The organism is Mycoplasma sp. 3686h (assembly GCF_056781225.1).
The window spans coordinates 269,764-288,692 of sequence record NZ_CM165562.1; the positions used below are offsets into that span (position 1 = coordinate 269,764).

The following is an 18,929-nucleotide window of genomic DNA, read 5'->3' on the forward strand; positions in this document are numbered from 1 at the left end:
GACTTAGAAAATGGCAAAAACAAAAGCCGGTGGTTCGACTAAGAACGGCCGTGATAGTCATAGCAAGAGACTCGGTGCTAAGTTAGGTGATGGACAATTTGCAAGTGCAGGTTCAATCATTTACCGTCAAAGAGGAACTAAAATATTCCCTGGTGTAAATGTTGGACGTGGTGGAGATGATACCTTATTTACTAAAATTACTGGTTATGTAAAATACGAAAGCAAAAGAAACAGAAAATATGTTTCAGTTTACCCTGAAAAGCAAAACAAAATGTCATAATTGACATTTTGTTTTTTTATTCAAGAATCATACATTCACTAATCATGGTTACTAATTGAACACCATTTTTAATCAATTGGTTGTTGTATCCATTGATTTTTTGGGACGGAAAGCAAAAAACATCTTTATTTAAATTTGCAAAAGCTGAGATTAAATTTTCTGCTTTAGTATTATTTTGCGTTGAGAAAATAATTAATCTTTGACACAAAGCTGCAATAAATAGATTGCTAGTTTTAAAACTGGATCTTCGTGGATGATCAAAAAAAGGTGTTAATGTGATATAAAGTTCATTTTCAGTAATATTTTCTTGGTCTACTTTATTTAAATCACTTTTAAGCACGTAAATAATTTTAGCTCCTAGTTTTTTGAGCTTATCAATAAGTGGTTTTTCACTATTAAAATAATTAGTTACAATCACACAATTACGGACAATTTTCAAAATATTTGAGCTCATAAAAAGATCATTTTCTTCTTCACTAATCAAATAAACCTTTTGTTCGTGAGCTAGCAAATCAAAATTTCCTTTAGCAAAAAATCCGATCGGTGGATATTTATAAAAAAGCAAACTATCTGGAAATAAATCATCATACATATCAATAAACCTAATTTGGTACTCTTGATATAAATTAGATATTTTCTCAATCTCTTCATCCACATTTTTCAGTGGTTCTCGCATATTTTTGTAAATAGTATATGTATCACTTTTGAATTTGTGAGCAAAATATAATAGTAATTTATTCATAAAACCTCATTAAAACAATAAGTATTTTGTTAAAATACTCAAATAATAAACAAAAGCGATATTTTTACACTTTATCAGTAGATTCAACAGCTTGATAAATTCATTTGCAAATTTGGACTTAAGCAGAATTTAATATAATTTAACTATACTTAAAAGACCAATATAAGGAGAAATCATGAAAATTGCATTTTTTGACGCAAAAGGAAAACGTAATAAATATTTAGATCAATTCAACAATAATCAGCATGAATTTATATATTTTAAAGAAAATCTTACTTTAGATACCATTGATAAAGTGAAAGGATTTGATGCAATTGGTGGATCGGTTAACACTAAATTTAATAAAGAACTTTTAGAACAATTACATAAAAATGGAGTTAAATTTTTACTTCAAAGATCAATGGGATATGACAATATCGATCTTGAAGCAACTAATAAATTAGGAATTGAGGTATTTCGAGTTCCTAATTATTCAGCTGAAAGTGTTGCTGAAATGGCGGTTTTAATGCTTATGACACTCAATCGTAATTTACTAATTGCCCACAAAAGAGTTTCTGCTTATAATTTTACAAGTACTGGACTACTCGGGAAATGTATTAATAATTCAACTGTTGGGGTTATTGGTAGCGGAAGAATTGGACAAGCGTTTATCAAAATTATGCAAGGAATGGGAGCGAAAATTTTGGTATTTGACGAACCGCTTCAAGCAAGCAATCCTGAATTAGCTCAAAAATTAGGATTTGAATTTGTCACTTTTGACCAAATGCTGAGTCAAAGTGATTTTATTTCGCTCCATGCTCCGTTACTCCCTTCAACTAAACACATTATTAATGCTAAAGCGATAAGTAAAATGAAAGATGGAGTCATTATTGTTAATACTGCTCGTGGAGAAATGATTGATACTAGTGCAGCATTAGCGGGTCTAAAAAGCGGAAAAATTCGTGGACTAGCTTGTGATGTGCTTGAACGTGAACAAGGAAGATTTTTCATTGATCATTCCGCTGATAAAGATGAGTTTGAAAAACTCGATCCAGAATGAAAAGAACTAATTCAAATGGATAATGTCCTTATCACACCACATTATGCATATTTAACCGATGTAGCACTTAGTCAAATTGCTAAAATTACTTTAGATAATGCTAATGCAGCTCAACGTGGAGACTTTACCAATACATTAAAATTAATGCCAGATGGTAAAGTTCATAACGGTTAATATGAAATCATTAATTTTCAAAAAGCTCTTTTCTTACTTTAAACTCACTTCCAAGCAAAAAGCTAATGCACTGGTTCCAATTGATATTTATACTTGACTTACCCACGGATTAAGTGAATTTTTTGGAACCTTATTACTTTGTTTTGGACTTGCGGGACTAAGTATTAATATTTCTGGTCATACACTTGAAAAATGAGCTTTATTAAACAATGGACTGGTTGGTTTTTTTACTGGATTTATTGTTTTAGGTCTTTGTTTATTAATTTTTATTCGCTGAAGTTGTGATCTGAATCCGATTGTAAGTATTACTCGGTATTTAAAAGGAATGCATAATGGATGATACACTTCATATAAAGTATTTATCCAATTTCTCGCTTCAATTGTTGCTGGAAGCTTTATCTTTTTAATCGGAACATCCACCAATGCAAACGGATTAGCTAATCAACCAATTGATACATACGCAGCAGCTCAAAAAATCTTTTTAGTTGAAATTCAAACCATTAAACCAAGTTTAAACTTAGGGATTATAGTGATTTTTTTAACTGAATTATTGATTTGTTGTTTATTATTATTTGCCTATTTTTCAGCCATAATCAAAGAAAAATATCGTATTTTCATGATTTTGGTAATCATTTCAATGTCAATGTTACTTGGAATAAGTGGTGGGAGTTTTGCAATGAATCCAGCTCGCGGATTAGCTCAACAACTTCCAACATTATTCTTATATAGCACTGGGAATGCTCATGCTGAGCAAGTTATTAATAGTGTTTCAATTGCAACAGTGACCATGATTTTAGCTGATTTATTTGCAAGTGTATTTTATGTCTTTTTACAAGGATTTAATGAACATTATTTCAATCCATTACTTCATAAAATCATTAAATTTAAAAATACTCAAACTAAATCATTAATCTCAAATAATGAATTAAAAAAACTTACCGATTCATCACAAGAACAAAAAAGTTAACTCGTTTAAAGAAGGTTATGAACCTTCTTTTTTACGACTTTGTTATAATATAAAAACAGAGAAAATATGTCCGACCAACTTAATCAAATATTTCAAGAAAATGATCATTCAACATCATGAATAGACAATGGAATAACAGCTACAATTATTGCAATTGTACTGATTTGTTTCTTGCTTTTAAGTATTATTTTTGCTTATTTAATCTTAAAAACAAGACAAAAGAAACGAAAAAAAATTGGATTTAAATTTGAAGAAAAAGTCAATGCTTTGGTTAAAAAACTAACCAAACATAGTTTATTTACTCATGTAAGTGGTGCTTTATATCAATATAATTCCAAAATGTATGAAGTTGATGGTTTATTAGTAAGCGAGTCATTAATTGTAGTTTTAGAATATAAAGCTTTTAATGGAACCATGACTGGTGATGGAGCAAGTGAATATGTCGAATTAAGTTCAAGTGGTGGAAAACGAATGAGCTTTAAAAATCCTGTTTTACAAAATGAAAAACATATTCAACATATATGGAAAACAATTGGAAACAAAATTCCAATAGCTTCATTAATTGTGTTTCCAAATGATTTAAAAATCAAAATGTCTAATTTAGATAAACACGTTATTTTAACGAATTTATTAACTCTTAAATATCATTTAGCTACTTTAGAAAAAAGCGCCAAGCAATTACCACCCAAGGGTAAAAAGGATGTCATTCTTCATACTCTAAAAATAGCTAAAATCAAAACTCATATAGAAAATAATCAATTTAAGCAAATAATTAATAAGGAGAAAAATGTCTAATTTAAAATCAGCAATTCAAATAGTAGCAAGTGAACTTAATATTACCCCAGAACAAGTACAAGTGGTCTTAGATATGCTTTCAAGTGGAGATACAGTAGCTTTTATTTCCCGTTATCGTAAAGATGTCACCGGGGGACTTAGTGATGAGCAAATTTATAAAATTGAAGACTTACACAAATACCAAAGTGAACTATTTAAGCGTAAAGAAGCAATTTTAAAAATTTTGCAAGAGAAGAATTTATTAAGTGAAGAGTTAAAAAATAACATTCTTCAAGCTCAAAGTAAAGCTGAGCTTGAAGCAATATATCAGCCATATAAAGAAGGTAAAATCACCAAAGCTAGCGAAGCAATTGCATTAGGACTTGAACCTCTTGCTAAAAAGATTTTATATAACAAAAACAAAGATTTTTCTCCGCAAAAAGAAGCTCAAAAATATTTAAATGATAAAGTAACTTCAATTGAACAAGCACTTGAATTAGCTAATTACATCATTGCTCAAATTTTTTCTGAAGATTTAGAATTACGAAAAAAATTCAAAGAACGAATTATTCAATATGGATTTATTAGTACCCTAAAAAATCCAAAAGTTGAAGATGAACATGAAACTTTTAAAATCTATTATTCATATAAAATCCCAATTAAATTAATTAAAAACCATAATGTAATGGCAATTAACCGAGGGGTAGAGAATAAAATTCTTAAATTAAGCTTTGAATATAAGCAAGAATTCTTATTAGACGATATTTTGTGAAAATATGATCGATACAAAATTAATCGTACTTTAGTTGAATTAGCCGCTCAAGATGCTTTAAAAAGATTAATTTTACCGAGTTTAGAAAGAGAAATTTTTAACGATCTTTTTGCTCAAGCTGAAAGCAATTCAATTATTTTATTTTCAAATTTAGTTGAAAAGATATTAAACGGACCTTCTGTTTCAGGACATAACATTATTGCGATTGATCCGGCTTTTGCAAATGGATGTAAATTAGCTCCTTTAAATCAAAACGGAGAGCTTTTAGATGAAGTAGTGAAAATTTTTCCTCCCTTTGCTGCCAAATTTACATCTGCAAGAAATGTGGATAATGCTACAAAAATCACTCTAAATTTAATTAAAAAACATAATATTAGCATTATTGTAATAGGAAATGGCACTGCTTCTAGGGAAACTGAAAAATTCATTAGCGATTTAATTGCTCAATATCAATTAAATGTTAAATATGCAATTGTTTCTGAAGTAGGAGCAAGTGTATATTCAGCAAGCAAGAGTGCTCGTGAGGAATTTCCACATTTAGACGAGCAACAACGAAGTGCTATTAACATTGGACGTAAATATTTAGATCCTTTAAACGAACTGATTAAAATTGATCCTAAATCACTTGGAGTTGGACAATATCAACACGATGTAGATCAAAAAGAATTACAACGTTATCTTGATTTTAAGGTTCAAAAGGTGGTTTCTTCAATTGGAGTGGATTTAAATACAGCTACTAAGGAAATTCTTACTTATGTCCCAGGTTTATCAAATAAACATGCTCAAAATATTGTTGAATATAAAAAAGAAAATGGAGTTTTTAATAACCGAAACGAACTTAAAAAAGTGAAAGGAATTGGTGCAAAAACCTTTGAGCAAGCAATTGGATTCTTGCGAATTTTCAATTCGAAAGAATTTTTAGACAAAACTTTTATTCACCCAGAGTCATATGCACTCACTAAGCAAATTATTAGCGATTGTGGACTTGAACCAAATGAAAATGGAATCAATGTTTCACATTTAAACATTGATGAATTGGTTAATCTATATGCAAGTAATGTGTACCAAATTGAATTAATTTTAAATGCTCTCAGTTCACCAACTAAATTAATCCGTAATTCTAAAGATGGTTTTATTTTAAAAGATTCTATTATCAATGATGAATATATTCAACCTCAAATGCACATTCAAGGAACTGTTTCTAATGTTACTGATTTTGGAGTATTCTTATACATTGGAATTAAAACCAGTTTATTTATCCACAGCTCAAAATTACAATTAAATAAAGACCAATCTCCAATTGACCTCTATTATCCAGGGATGGTGTTAAATTGTATTATCGAAAGTGTTGATTTAAAAAACAAAAAAATTTCAGGTATTTTAGCTAATTAATTTTTATTCAACTAACAAATACTCAAAGCAGTATTTGTTTTTTTACAATTAATAACATAATTAGGTCTTTTATTTTATCACTTATTCGCTAAAAATGTGGAAAGTGATATAATAAAATTAATATTTTATTATAAAGGACTAAATATGGCTCAAAATAAAAATAAAAACGAAGAAGAAATTAAATTATCTTTAGAAGAAGATAAAGAATACGAATACGAAGAAAACAATCGAGTTGTTTTTAGAAAAAAAACAGCAAAATTAATTCAAGAAGAATTTGAAGAGGAAATTCCTCAATTAAAAGAGCAATATCAAGTTCAACCCCAAATTATTGAAGAAGCAACCGAAAGTGTTGCTCCAATTGCAATTGATAATGAAATGAACACTTCGTTCTTAGAATATGCTATGAGCGTTATTGTATCACGTGCTTTACCTGATGCCCGTGATGGACTAAAACCAGTGCATCGTAGAATTTTATTTGATATGAGCGAACTTGGAATCACTCCTTCAAGTCAACATCGTAAAAGTGCTCGTATTGTTGGAGATGTATTAGGGAAATTTCACCCACACGGTGATTCTTCAGTCTATGAAGCTATGGTGCGGATGGCGCAAGACTTTTCAATGCGTTATCCACTAGTTGATGGTCATGGTAATTTTGGTTCAATCGATGGTGATGAAGCTGCTGCTATGCGTTACACTGAGGCAAGAATGTCTAAAGTAGCTGCTGAAATGCTTGAAGGAATTAAAAAAGACACTGTTGATTTTGTTGATAATTACGATGCTAGCGAAAAAGAGCCTGAAATTTTACCTTCTCGTTTTCCGAATTTACTAGTTTCTGGAGCTACTGGAATTGCTGTTGGAATGGCCACAGAAATTCCACCACATAATTTAGGTGAAGCCATTGATGCTACTATTGCTTATGCTAGAAACAAAGACATTAGTACTAAAGAATTAATGGAATATATCAAAGGACCAGATTTTCCAACTGGAGCTATTATTTTAGGAACTAAAGGCATTTATGATTCTTATGAAACTGGAAAAGGAAAAATTCCAGTTCGTTCAAAATGTCAAGTACAAGAATTTTCAAACGGTAAATCCAAAATTATCGTTACAGAAATTCCATATGCCATTAAAAAATCAACCATTGTTCAAAAAATTTCTGAATTGCACAAGGATAAAGTCATTGAAGGAATTTCAGATTTACGGGACGAATCCAACCGTGAAGGAATTCGGATTGTAATTGATGTTAAAAAAGGAGTTAATCCACACATTCTATTAAATAAACTATATCAAAAGTCATATTTACAAACCAATTTTAATGTTAATATGGTTGCTCTAGTTAACGGGGAGCCAAAATTATTAAATCTTAAAGATGCACTTGAAGTTTACTTGCAACACCAAAAAAGAGTGGTTACTCGTCGTTTACAATTTGATTTAAACAAAGCTCAAGAAAGAGTTCATATTCTTGATGGTTTAAAAATTGCTATTCAAAACATTCGTGAAGTAGTTGACATTATTCAATCAAGTAAAACTGATGCTCAAGCACAAGAACGTCTAGCACAACGTTATGAATTAAGCGAAAAGCAAACTAAAGCTATTTTGGATATGTCACTCAGAAGACTAACCGGTCTTAATTATGAAAAAATGACTCAAGAAATTGATCAATTACGTCAAGAGATTGCTTACCTTCAATCAATTTTAGAATCTGAAGAAAAATTAATTCAACTTATTATTGATGAATTGAACCAAATCAAAGAGCAATTTAATGATGAACGGAGAACTAAAATCGATTCTTCAGCAGTTGGTGTTATTTCCGATGAAGATCTTATTGCTGAAGAGCAAATTGTCATTACCAGCAGTGTGAATGGATATGTAAAGCGTGTTTCTTTATCTGAATATAACACTCAAAATCGTGGTGGAGTTGGTTCAATTAGTATGAAAACTTATAATGATGATGATATTAATACCATCATTCATACCAGCACACATACTGATTTATTATTATTTTCAAACAAAGGAAAAGCGTACAAAATTCGTGCTCACCAAATTCCTCAAGGATCAAAACAATCTAAAGGAATTCCGTTTATTAACATTATTCAAAATCTAGATGTCCAAAACGGAGAAAAAATTATTTCAATGCTTGATATTCCTGATTATAGCGAAAATACTTATTTAACAACGGTTACTAAAAAAGGGATTATTAAGAAAAGCCCGCTTATTTCATTTATTAATGTACGAAGAAATGGACTTAACGCTTTTAAACTTAATGAAGGTGATGAATTAGTTCGGGCATTTATTGCTTCAAATGATGATTATATTTTAATTGCTAATAATCAAAAAAGCATTGTAGTGTTCCGTGCCGATTCACTTCGTTCACTTGGTCGGGTTGCGATCGGAGTTAAAGCAATTCATCTTGAAGATGATCAACACGTTATTTCAGCTTCATCAAGCTCAGATGGAGAGTACATTCTTTCACTTGGAAGTCAAGGATACGGTAAATTAACTAAGAGTGATGAATTTAGAATTACTAATCGTGGAGCCAAAGGAGTAGCTGGAATTAACTCAGATAAAGCTGGTCATTTAGTCTTTGCACGTTTTGTTTCACTAGCAGATGAATTAATCATTATTACTACTAGTGGTAACACTATTCGAATTAAAATTAATCAAATTTCACTCACTTCACGTAATACCAAAGGAGTCAAAATAATTAACCTTAAAGAAGGTGATGAAATAGTTGCTGTTGATGTCATTAAATCAGAAGAACTAGAGCAAACCCAAGAAGAAAAAAATCAGGAAATTTAATTTCCTGATTTTTGATTGCTTTCCATAATTCGTTCAATTATCTGTTCTAAACTAACATCATTACTTTGAATTGAATTTAAAAATTCTTGAAATTGTTTAATCGAACTACTTCCTTGAACTTTTCCAAAATAATTGTCTTTTGGTTTATAAACTAGCATAGTTAATGTCCTAATTTCGTTATTAGTAGTAAATAATTTTTCTTCTTGTAGTTGTTTAAATCGTTTAACATATTGATCATAAGCATGGAGCAATCTCTCAGTTTTTTGTGGGTCAATATCATTTTTAGCTGATTTAATTTCGATTATTACAATATGTACTTTCTTTAGGATTAAATATAAATCAGGAAAACTTTTTCTTACTTGAACATCATCATTTGTTTCCTCTATATACTCATATGAAACTCCCCCAGATGTCTGATTTCGATTTCATAGAGTCATGTTTTGAAGTACTTTTTTCTTTAATCTTAAAACCCTATTTAATTGTTGTAAAAATAAGGTTTCACTATTGGAATCTAGAAAAAGTTTATTATATTTATTTGTTTCATAGGGGAACTTTTCTTTGATGTTTTTAGTGATTTTGTATATATGTTTCTCATTGAATTGATCATAAATTTGTGAATAATCCTGGGCAATTTCCTTAATATCAATATTATATTGAGGATCCATATGTATATTTTTAACATATTGATGATACTTTTCTTCAATTAAATGGATTAATTTTTTATAAATAATATACTCAAATCAATCTTGATCAAAATAATCAAATTTGATGTTTTTTGATATTTGTTCATATTTTTTAAGCAGATAATTTGGTTCTAAAATATTAAAATATTTTTCCTTTAGAACCCTGTGTTTGTTAACAAAAATACGTAATTCAACTTTATTATATAATTTTGAAATAATATATACACTTTGCTCATTCTCAGATTTTTGAAAAATATTCTCCTCTCCGATTAAAAACCCATTGTCTTTATAATATTTTATAAATTCAAAAAGAAATGATTCTATGTCAGATTTATTAATTAAAAAATCTAATTCATTTTGATAAGCTATTCTATCAAAACTCTTTTGGTTGTTTTTAACATTGATTTTTCCGGTAAATAATTTAAAATTAAGTTCTTTGATTTCGTCCTTGAGTTTTCAAGAAATTACACTATTATTAATTGTTTCAGATACATTTGAATAAATATAACATTGATTTGCGATACTATCATGTTCTAGAATTTTGTTAGGATTTGGATTACGTTTAATTCTTCCGATTGTTTGTATATTGAGAATTTTTGAGTAAACTCTTCTTAACTGAACTAACATACAAGCACGAGGAATATCTCATCCGGTTGCTGGTCCAACTTTAAAGAAAATAACATCAATACCAGAATTATTAGCTGATAATTTTTTTAAAGTAATTTGCTCTCTAGTATTGGTTGAAGTTTTTTGTTCACTAAAATACTTAGCTCAAGTTAAACCGTTTTGTTCAATAATTTCAATGTATTTCCGAATATCTTCTTCTAATTGTAAATCAGCTTTTGAATTACCTGAACCCTTACTATTTCTCAATTGAATTAACATAGCTGGATTAATTCCTCTGAGATATTCATTGTTATCATCACCATATTGTTGCTTAATTTCTTTAAATTTTTGACAAGCCACATGTAAAACTTGTTCATCATCTACAGAGTCTAAGTCCTGCAAATCAACATTAAAGTGAACTTGTTTTTTTAATAATTGCTTGGTTTTATCTGTAGCTAAGTCGTTTTCAGTAATTTCAACAAGATTTATATCATCATGGGGAGTGGCAGTCATTTGAATTGAAAACGAAGCAACATCATTGGCTAATTTTTCGAAATTAGCAATTCCTTGATCATTTACAGCTCGTTCGTCAGTACCAATATGAGCTTCATCACGAATGTAAATAAGTTCAACGGAATTATCGTTCTTAATTTCTTCAAAGAAAGCATTTATAATTTCATATTGTGTAAAAATTCTTCCACTTCCAAATGATGATTTACCAACAACCATAACATCACAACCTTTATGTGTAAAATTAAGATTGTAATCTCTTTTTCTACTTTTTTTATCACTAGAAGGTGATTGGACATTTTTGATAATTAAGTTATTATTATCCAATGAAGATTGATATTGATTGAGTTTATCAGTAAATTGCAAAGGTAAATTTGCAGAAGAAATGGTTGCAATTAAGAAAAATAATTTCTTGTCAATAGTTTTCTTGTTTAGAATTTCATCTATTACATTTGCAATCATGAAAGTTTTCCCACTTCCAGTTGGAGCTTTAAAAATTATCTTTTTGTTCTTTGGGTTTAAAAATCTTTTTTCTCAAAAATGTAATATTTGACTTACTGCTCTTTTTTGAATTTCTGATAGCTGAAAGTCCATTATTGTTCTCCCATAGCTTTTAAAGCTCTTAATTTTGTTAAGATTTTATCGCTTGAGAGAGAAAAGTTTTTAATTCCAAAATCAACAAGCATTTGATTTACATCATGGAGCAAATTATCAAGTTTTTCTTCACTTTGTAAACCCATATTTTTATATTTAACTTCAAAAACATCTAAGTTTGAATTGAATGATTTATTTTTATCTATTCATTTAAACTTTTCTTTACTTTTATGACCTTTTCCCTTATTTATTCGATAAAGTCGCTCGTATGTTATTTTATAAGCAATTTTATTCTGATTATTTGTTACAAGAGTATAGCTTCTATTACCACCCTTTTTTCTATTTAATTCCAAAACAGCTTGTCCAGTTGTCCCTGAACCAGCATAAAAATCTAAAATTCTTGAATTTTCAATTGAAAAAATATCGATTAAATGAATTAGTAATTTTACTGATTTTGGATAGTCAAACTGTCTTCCGGTTAAAATAGCCCCAAGTGCTTCAGTACCATTTTGAGAGTTTCCGTGTTCTTTTTTATCAATTAAAAGTGTATTTAAGTAATTACCAGTGAATATACCAAATATATCAGTGTCTCAATTATTATCTATTCCCTCATTTAATTTATCATTATAAATAACAGAAATTGGAGTCACTCCTTCTTTAGCCTCAGAAAGAAATAATTTTCGTCTAAGCATTTTACCTTCTGAATATATTCTGTTATCTGCGATCATTTCGTATATTTCTTCTTTAGTAAATGCTCAAGACTTATCTTTAGTTGGTCTGTAAATTTTACCTTTAAATTCAATTTCAAAATCTTTTTCAGGAATATATGCTTGCGCTGTTAGAGAAACTCTATCTCAAGGACCTCGAGGGTCGTTATCTCTATTTTTATATTGTCCTAATTGCTCCTTTGTTCTTTTGATTAATTTAACATTAATTTTTTGAAGATTTTTAGCATATGCAACAACATATTCATGATTTGTTGATATAAATTTTGCATTGTTTTTAGGTGCTTTTACTCTTGCGAATACAAAATTAGCAACAAAGTTTTCTTCACCGAAAATTGTGTCCATTAGTACTTTTAGGTATGCTTGTTCATTATCATCAATTGAAATTAAAATAACTCCTTGTTCACTAAGAAGTTTATAAGCAAGTTCTAAACGCTCTTTAAGCATATTTAATCAACCGTTTCGACTGAATTTATCACGGTATATAAATTTCTTAGCGTCAATATTTTCTTTATCATCTGCAATTCCGTTTCCTTCCAGTGCAGATCTTTCAGTATTGTATGGAGGATCGATATAAATTACATCATAACCGTAATTATTCTCTCTCTCTCTCTCTCTCTCTCTGCTTCTATAAAAATAAGATTTTTAAGAGCATCAAAATTTTCCCCAATAATGAGGGTGTTTTGTGTAGAGTTTTCATCACCTTTAAAAGAAAACTCTTTGTTTTTAGTAAGGTACGAGATAGTATCTACTTTACTTGTTGGAGCTACATCGAAAGTAAATCCGATTTTAACTCTTTGAATCAGCAATTGATATACTTGTTGAATTGTTGATTCATTAGCATTTTTATTATTTGCAACATCAACTAAAATCTGTTTGATTAGTTCTTTTTGATCATTGTTCAAGTTACTTTTGACAATTTGATCAACTTTTTCATGGTAACTTTTTACCAAATCTTTTAATTTATTCATTTATCCTCCATAAAATTATGTAAAAATTATACCTATTTCAGCACTGTAATAATAACGTTTGTCAAATAAAATACTAAAAAAAGAAAAGAATAACCTTTTGACAAGTTATTCTCTAAGTTTTATTGATTTATTAGCATTCTTAAGTAAATCAATTTCATTTGGAGTTAATAATCGATATTCCCCAGTTTTAAGCTTTGGATCTAATTTCAGTCTACCAAATGAAACTCGCTTTAAGGAAACAACTTGTTTTCCAATTGCTTTAAACATTAGTTTGACTTGATGAAACTTACCTTGGTATATTGTTAGAAAACAAGTATTTTCACTAATCTTAGAAAGTTTGCCCGTAACTCAAACATCTTTTGATATTTGAACACCTTGTTCAAATATCTTAGGATTTATATCTTTTAATGAAGTGTTTAATTGAACGTAATAAGTTTTTTCAACGTGGTTTTTAGGGGTTAAAAGTTTATGACCAAGCTCTCCATTATTAGATAAAATAATTAATCCTTGTGTATCTTTATCTAAACGTCCTCAAATTTTGAGTTCTTTTTTAGGAAACTGATCATCAATTAAATCTAAAATTACTTTTTCATGCTCATCAACATTAGCACACAAGTAACCAGAAGGTTTGTTTAACATAATGTAAATATCTTTAATTACATTTAAAGGTTGATTATTGATACAAATTTGGTCGTTTATTGAAATCTTTTGACCAATTTTTGCAACTTGGTTATTCACAAGGACTTTTGCTTGAGTAATTAACTTTTTAATTTGCGATCGTGAGTAATTAGTGTTTTGAGAAATGATTTTTTCAATCCTATTCATTAGTTCCTAATATTTGATTTAATTTTTCTTGCAATTTTTGTGCTTGCTCAGTATTATTTATAAATTTAAATAAATTAATTGATTCATTTAAAACTCAAATTTGTTTGAGTTTATCACTAAATTGACCAAAATTAATTTCTAAATCATAGTTAGCTCAAAACTTAATGTATAGAGCATATAAAAGTTCTTTATCAGTTGGTGAATCAATGTTAAATTCATCTAGATATTGATTAATAAATTTAAATCCTGAAGTTAAAACCGGAGCTGCATTTGTGCTATTTTGAATCGCATTATAAAGCATTCTTCCTACCATTGTAAGAATTTTTAGGTCTAATTGACCTTGTGAGATTGTACTATTATTTACAAAATCATTATCTTTAATTAATTCTTGATTTGCTTCATAAAAATTACTTTTAATAAATGTTTCAAGGTTATCATTATACTTAAATTGATCTTGTAATTTGGTAATTGTTTGAGTGATATTTTGTGAGTTTAATTGCACTAATTGTGTTGAAAAGTTTTGAGTTTTTAAAACTGCTTCAAGATTAATTGTAATTTGACCATTATATTTAAACAGACAGGTCTGACATGGAATTTTTTCTTTTGTTTTAACATAATGAATGTGATTTAAAGGGATAGGTTTAAATCCACGCATACGATAAGTTGTCGAATAACTGGCTGATAGATTGGAATTTTTAACTTTTCAAAGCACCTTGACATCAGCAACCCCTGAACCAGGATTTTGAATTACTTCAGCAACGCTAGATGTTAAAGTAATTCCTTGACTTGGATTATTAATTTCCACACCGATTAGTTTACCCATACAATCTAAAGCTTCTGAAGTGTAATCTTTTAAAGTATCACCTTGCTTTAAAAATTCTACTTTTGGTTCTTGATTTTTTAATGGAGTTGCCTTTAAAATTTCCACAATTTTATTAGTTTGTTCAAATTCAGCTTGCTTATCTTGTGAAGCACAAGAAATAGCTAAAAATGCACTATTTAACAAAGAAGATGGAATAATCAAGTGTTTGAATAATTTTTTCATAATATATTATTTTAATTGATATCTTAATTTTGAAAAGAAAAAAGAAAACACGTCTTGGTACCTAAGACGTGTTTTAAACCTATCTAAAAATATATTTGATTTTATCATCTTAAATTTGCATATAAGCAGAAAATATTCAAATTTAAGTTATACTAAATCTTTATATTTTGTTTGTTAATCGATTTTGATAATAATTAACTAACTTTTATTAACTTGTAATCTTTAACTTTTTTACTTTTCAACCTTATGAGACGCGAACGAGCTAAAATAACGATTGATTTTTTGAGAATTGTACGAAATAATACTTTTAATACCACGAAAGGATTTCAACGAGACAGAATTTGAGACCGGGAACGCTTGAGAATGTTTTTTAACTTATTATTAAATTTTATGAACTATTCAATAAATATATAAAGGAAATTAAAAAAATGAAATAAACAAAATTTATACTCTAAAAACCCTAAGAAAGGATCCAAAAACGATCAGGGGACCTATTTGATACGAAATTTTGGACTTAGAAAAGAAGGAGGTATCCTATAATCTATAATTTATCAATAAGAAAGGAGAATATTACATCAACTTTGATGAACCGTGCACTTAAAATAATTTTAAAATCAAATGAAAGAGATAACACTCTTTAGAAAATTAAAAAAGGAGTAATGAAAACATAAAAGTAATAATTGTTAAAATAGAACAAATTAATAAAAAAGATAGTGACAACCATAGTTTTATTGTCATTAAAATTATATAAAAGTTTCTCGTTAAGAGAGTTAAAACACTTGTTTAGTTAAAAAATATAAATTTTTTAACTTTTACAAAAAATAAGCTCATTTTTTGAGATTATAGGTTCTTGGATAATTTGTTAAATTAGATTATTTTTATAATTTTTGATTTAAATACTCATTATTGGAATTAAAAATCAGAACAACAAGTTCTGATTTAGGATTATTTTTTGAGTAAGTCAAACATGTTTTTCTTGTATACTTCAACACCAGGTTGATTAAATGGATTTACTCCAAGTAAATAAGCGCTCATGGTGACAGCTCGTTCAAAAAAGATAAATAAAGCTCCTAAAGTTTGTTCGCTAAAATCTTTAATAGTGAAATGAATATTTGGAACGTTTCCTACATTTTTATGTGCGTTAATTGTGGCACTAAGTACAGTATTGTTCACATTATGTAAATCTTTTCCGTTTAAATATCCAAGTTTATCAGGATCGTTATAATCTTGCTGCAAGGTGATATTTTGGTGAGGGTGTTCAACTGATAAAACCGTTTCAAATAAGATTTTATTTCCATCTTGCACCATTTGTCCCAGTGAGTGTAAATCAGTTGAATATAGTGCTGAAGAAGGTCATAAACCTTTACCATCTTTTCCTTCGCTTTCACCAAATAATTGTTTCCACCATTCAGCAAAATATTTCATTTTAGGTTCATATGCAACCATTAATTCAACAATATATTTTTGTTTTACGTGTAAATAATATCTTAATGCAGCATATAAATAAGCTGGATTTTTACTTATTAAGTCACTACTTAATTCTTGGTTGGTAATTGCTGCTCCTTCAAGAATTTCACGCACATTAATCCCGGCACAAATAAATGGAAAAAGTCCAACAGCAGTGAGAACTGAAAAACGTCCACCCACATCATCTGGAACAATAAGTTTGGTGTATCCTTTTTGAGTTGCAAGTTCATTAAGCAATCCCTTGTCCTTATCAGTAGTAGCAACAATAAAATTAGCTGCTTGCTCAATTGGGAGATTTTGTTGCTTCATTTGCAATTCAAGCAACATACGAAACTCTCTAAAAGCCACTGAAGGTTCTAGGGTAGTTCCGGATTTAGAAATGATATTAATTGCGAATTTTTTATCTCTAACATAATTAAGTTTAGACACTAATGCACTCGCTGAAAGGTCGTTTCCAGCAAATAGCAGTTCCATTCGTGGTTTTTTGAGTGAATAAGGTCCGTAAATGAAATCATATCCAGTTTTAGCACCTAAATATGAACCTCCAATTCCAATTACTACAACTACTTGAACTCCTTCTTTTTCTCATTGTTCAGCCTTTTGGTGCATTAATTCCATTTCTTTTTGGTCATAATTATGCGGTAAATCATACCAACCCAACCAATCTTTTTCAGCAACAGTTTTATTTAAAACATCATGATGAATTTGCGAAACTTTTGCTTGTAAATAACTTAACTCACTCAAAGCGTTTTTTAAAGCATGGTGAGTATTTAATTTTAAATATTTTAAGCTCATTTAATCCTTCTTTCAGGTTTGGTTATATTTATTATAATTATATTACAGTTGCTAATCTTTAAGTCGCACGATTAGTGAAAATAGCTTGTTTTTAAAAATGTAAAAAATTTTCAAAATAGAACTCAAAAAGGTATAAAATCTTATAAGCAAACAACAGGAGGCGCATTTGAAGCAGTTTATTAGAAAAAACACTGTGGATGTGGCTTTTTTATTTTTTTTATTTCCAATCTGAACAATTCTAGCTATTGTAGCTTATTGACACATTGGAAGTTTCTTTGGGTTTGCTATTGGTTCTTTAATTGCTTATTTATCAACTAAAATAAATACTATTATTTCGCTTTTGCTTAGTTTTAGATCAAAAAGACAAGATGCGATTAGATTGATCATACTTAAAAACTTTATCTTTTTTTTTATTATTGGATTAATTATTTATTTAAGTATTCAAATTAACGGTATTTATGTTTTGAAAAATCAAGCTAAACCAATCTCTAAGTGAGCATATGTTAATAATCCGATCAATATTATTGCATTATTAATCGGAACTTCGATTATTATTCCAATATACACTTTAGAGAACATAATAGAAAAATATTTGATAAGGAGGTGAAATGAATAATATCGCTGATAAACTATGAAATTGAAATCAACCTCAATTATTATCGCTTATTATTACTGTTTTAATTGTGCTAATCTTTTCAATTGTTGCATATAAATCAATTAAAAAAGTAAAACCTAATCAAGCTCCTAAAGGTGCAGCACTAATTACAGAAATGTACTTAGCAAGCTTAGACCAAATGATTGATGAAAGCATTGAAGATAAAATGCCTAGAGCTAGACATTATATAGTAACTTTATTTACAATGCTTTTAGTTGGAAACCTTCTTTCGTTGTTTGGTCTAGAGCCAATTTCAACTTCATACTCAATTCCACTTACATTATGTATTGCAACATGATTAGGAATTTTTGTGGTTGGATTTATTTATCAAAAACTCAGATACTTAAAAAAATATCTTAATCCTTTTGAAGCAATTGGAGCTATTGCTCCACTAATTTCGCTAGGATTTCGTTTATACGGAAACTTAATTGGCGGTGGAGTGGTCTTATTCTTACTCTATTCATTGTTTGGATATTTATGAGAATTATTACCAAATTTAAGTGGGCACCAATGATATTTCATCGCCCCAGTGATTACTCCAGTCTTTCACTTTTACTTTGATATTTTCGATGGATTAATCCAAACGTACGTGTTCACAATCTTAACATTAAGTTATTGAACAAACGAGGTTGGGGAAGAACAAGCTTCACAACCAGTAAAAAATAAAACAAATAGTTTTAAACGTGTTAAAGTTAGCCAAAAATTAAAGGCAATTTATTAATTATTAGGAGAAATTATGTTATCAAACATTACAAAACTTTTACAAGAAGCAACCGGAGCTGTTACAAATGCAGTTAATAATGCCACTGCAGGAGCAACTGAAACTGCAAAAGAAACTGCAACCAATGTAGCTCAAAATGTCCAAAGTTCTGGATTTGGTTCAATTGAAGCTGGTCTTGTCGCTGTAGGTGCAGGGATTGCTATGATTGGTGCATTTGGTTCAGCTATTGGCCAAGGATTCGCTGGAGGGAAAACCATTGAAGCCATTTCAAGAAACCCAGAATCTGAATCTAAAGTTCGTAAAATGTTTATTATTTCTGCTGGGATTACAGAGTCAGCTGCTATTTATTGTTTAGTTATTTCATTTTTAATCTTCTTCCTTGGAAGAAGATAA

General features: G+C 29.0%; 16 protein-coding genes. 9 read left to right on the forward strand and 7 right to left on the reverse strand.

Annotated features, from left to right (window positions below):
- Positions 1 to 10: 10 nt before the first annotated feature.
- The gene (rpmA, locus tag AC1RP9_RS01375; protein ID WP_257043813.1) at positions 11 to 280 is read left to right on the forward strand and encodes a 50S ribosomal protein L27; all 270 of its coding nucleotides are present in this window, start codon (positions 11 to 13) and stop codon (positions 278 to 280) included.
- 16 nt (positions 281 to 296) lie between these two features.
- Here the strand turns inward: rpmA and AC1RP9_RS01380 are convergent, their stop codons facing one another.
- Positions 297 to 1,022 (reverse strand): DNA-processing protein DprA, encoded by a 726-nt coding sequence (locus tag AC1RP9_RS01380; RefSeq protein WP_481822597.1) that lies wholly within the window; start codon positions 1,020 to 1,022, stop codon positions 297 to 299.
- Between the two features lie 175 nt (positions 1,023 to 1,197).
- Here AC1RP9_RS01380 and AC1RP9_RS01385 point away from each other — a divergent pair, with 175 nt between their 5' ends.
- From AC1RP9_RS01385 to gyrA, 5 genes are all read left to right on the forward strand, one after another.
- A complete protein-coding gene (locus AC1RP9_RS01385; protein WP_481822598.1) occupies positions 1,198 to 2,235 on the forward strand; it encodes an NAD(P)-dependent oxidoreductase in 1,038 nt (345 codons plus the stop codon).
- A 1-nt stretch (position 2,236) separates the two neighbouring features.
- A complete protein-coding gene (locus tag AC1RP9_RS01390; protein WP_481822599.1) occupies positions 2,237 to 3,202 on the forward strand; it encodes an MIP/aquaporin family protein in 966 nt (321 codons plus the stop codon).
- Positions 3,203 to 3,268: 66 nt separating this feature from the next.
- Positions 3,269 to 3,997, forward strand: coding sequence for a nuclease-related domain-containing protein (locus AC1RP9_RS01395; RefSeq protein ID WP_481822600.1), 729 nt, complete (start codon positions 3,269 to 3,271; stop codon positions 3,995 to 3,997).
- A complete protein-coding gene (locus tag AC1RP9_RS01400; protein ID WP_481822601.1) occupies positions 3,990 to 6,140 on the forward strand; it encodes a helix-hairpin-helix domain-containing protein in 2,151 nt (716 codons plus the stop codon). Before AC1RP9_RS01395 ends, AC1RP9_RS01400 begins: the two co-directional genes overlap by 8 nt.
- Positions 6,141 to 6,284: 144 nt before the next feature.
- Positions 6,285 to 8,939, forward strand: a complete 2,655-nt coding sequence (gene gyrA, locus AC1RP9_RS01405) for a DNA gyrase subunit A (RefSeq protein WP_481822602.1) — start codon at positions 6,285 to 6,287, stop codon at positions 8,937 to 8,939.
- Here gyrA and AC1RP9_RS01410 read toward each other — a convergent pair.
- From AC1RP9_RS01410 to AC1RP9_RS01435, 6 genes are all read right to left on the reverse strand, one after another.
- Positions 8,936 to 11,332, reverse strand: a complete 2,397-nt coding sequence (locus tag AC1RP9_RS01410; protein WP_481822603.1) for a DEAD/DEAH box helicase — start codon at positions 11,330 to 11,332, stop codon at positions 8,936 to 8,938. The genes gyrA and AC1RP9_RS01410 overlap by 4 nt on opposite strands.
- Positions 11,332 to 12,636, reverse strand: a complete 1,305-nt coding sequence (locus tag AC1RP9_RS01415) for a site-specific DNA-methyltransferase (RefSeq protein WP_481822739.1) — start codon at positions 12,634 to 12,636, stop codon at positions 11,332 to 11,334. Before AC1RP9_RS01415 ends, AC1RP9_RS01410 begins: the two co-directional genes overlap by 1 nt.
- Positions 12,636 to 13,028, reverse strand: a complete 393-nt coding sequence (locus AC1RP9_RS01420; RefSeq protein WP_481822604.1) for a hypothetical protein — start codon at positions 13,026 to 13,028, stop codon at positions 12,636 to 12,638. Before AC1RP9_RS01420 ends, AC1RP9_RS01415 begins: the two co-directional genes overlap by 1 nt.
- A 105-nt stretch (positions 13,029 to 13,133) precedes the next feature.
- Positions 13,134 to 13,853, reverse strand: a complete 720-nt coding sequence (locus tag AC1RP9_RS01425) for a pseudouridine synthase (protein ID WP_481822605.1) — start codon at positions 13,851 to 13,853, stop codon at positions 13,134 to 13,136.
- Complete coding sequence (locus AC1RP9_RS01430; RefSeq protein ID WP_481822606.1) at positions 13,846 to 14,898, reverse strand: hypothetical protein; 1,053 nt, start codon at positions 14,896 to 14,898, stop codon at positions 13,846 to 13,848. The genes AC1RP9_RS01425 and AC1RP9_RS01430 overlap by 8 nt, the downstream gene beginning before the upstream one ends.
- Positions 14,899 to 15,843: 945 nt before the next feature.
- Positions 15,844 to 17,160 (reverse strand): glucose-6-phosphate isomerase, encoded by a 1,317-nt coding sequence (locus AC1RP9_RS01435; RefSeq protein ID WP_481822607.1) that lies wholly within the window; start codon positions 17,158 to 17,160, stop codon positions 15,844 to 15,846.
- A gap of 166 nt (positions 17,161 to 17,326) precedes the next feature.
- Here AC1RP9_RS01435 and AC1RP9_RS01440 point away from each other — a divergent pair, with 166 nt between their 5' ends.
- From AC1RP9_RS01440 to atpE, 3 genes are read left to right on the forward strand one after another with little or no spacing between them, the layout of a single operon-like run.
- Positions 17,327 to 17,776: a hypothetical protein gene (locus tag AC1RP9_RS01440; RefSeq protein ID WP_481822608.1), complete on the forward strand. Its 450-nt coding sequence runs from the start codon at positions 17,327 to 17,329 to the stop codon at positions 17,774 to 17,776.
- Complete coding sequence (locus AC1RP9_RS01445) at positions 17,769 to 18,536, forward strand: F0F1 ATP synthase subunit A (protein WP_481822609.1); 768 nt, start codon at positions 17,769 to 17,771, stop codon at positions 18,534 to 18,536. The genes AC1RP9_RS01440 and AC1RP9_RS01445 overlap by 8 nt, the downstream gene beginning before the upstream one ends.
- Before the next feature lie 15 nt (positions 18,537 to 18,551).
- Complete coding sequence (gene atpE / locus AC1RP9_RS01450; protein ID WP_481822610.1) at positions 18,552 to 18,929, forward strand: ATP synthase F0 subunit C; 378 nt, start codon at positions 18,552 to 18,554, stop codon at positions 18,927 to 18,929.